This window comes from Romboutsia sp. LXY-2 (genome assembly GCF_056171995.1).
The window spans coordinates 1-418 of the sequence record NZ_JBKFGI010000042.1 but is presented as its reverse complement, the minus strand read 5'-3'; the positions used below and the strand labels follow the sequence as shown (position 1 = coordinate 418).

The 418-nt window shown below is 42.3% G+C and carries 1 tRNA gene and 1 rRNA gene; both read right to left on the bottom strand.

Annotated elements, in window-relative coordinates:
• Positions 1-180: 180 nt before the first annotated feature.
• Positions 181-256: transfer RNA gene (locus ACI48P_RS22210), tRNA-Ala, on the bottom strand.
• A gap of 76 nt (positions 257-332) precedes the next feature.
• Positions 333-418, bottom strand: a 16S ribosomal RNA gene (locus ACI48P_RS22205); the annotation flags it as partial.

The following is a 418-nucleotide window of genomic DNA, read 5'->3' as shown; positions in this document are numbered from 1 at the left end:
GTTTTCAAAGTACTAACGTACATCGCCAACGTCTATTCGCATACGCTCATATCCCGTTGCTCAAAGTACTAAAATGTTATCGCATGTCGCCAACGGTCACTCCCATACGGTCGTGCTGCGTTGCTCAAATTAGAAATTTTACGCTTCGCGTTTTATCAACTAACTTTATACAATAACAATTGGTGGAGATGAGGAGGATCGAACTCCTGACCCCTTGCGTGCAAGGCAAGTGCTCTCCCAGCTGAGCTACACCCCCATATTATTTTTTAACACAAAAAAGTTCTTTAAATAAAAAAAACTTTCAAAATTAAACAGTAGGTAATTCTCCTTAGAAAGGAGGTGATCCAGCCGCACCTTCCGATACGGCTACCTTGTTACGACTTCACCCCAGTTATTGATTTCACCTTCGACAGACGCT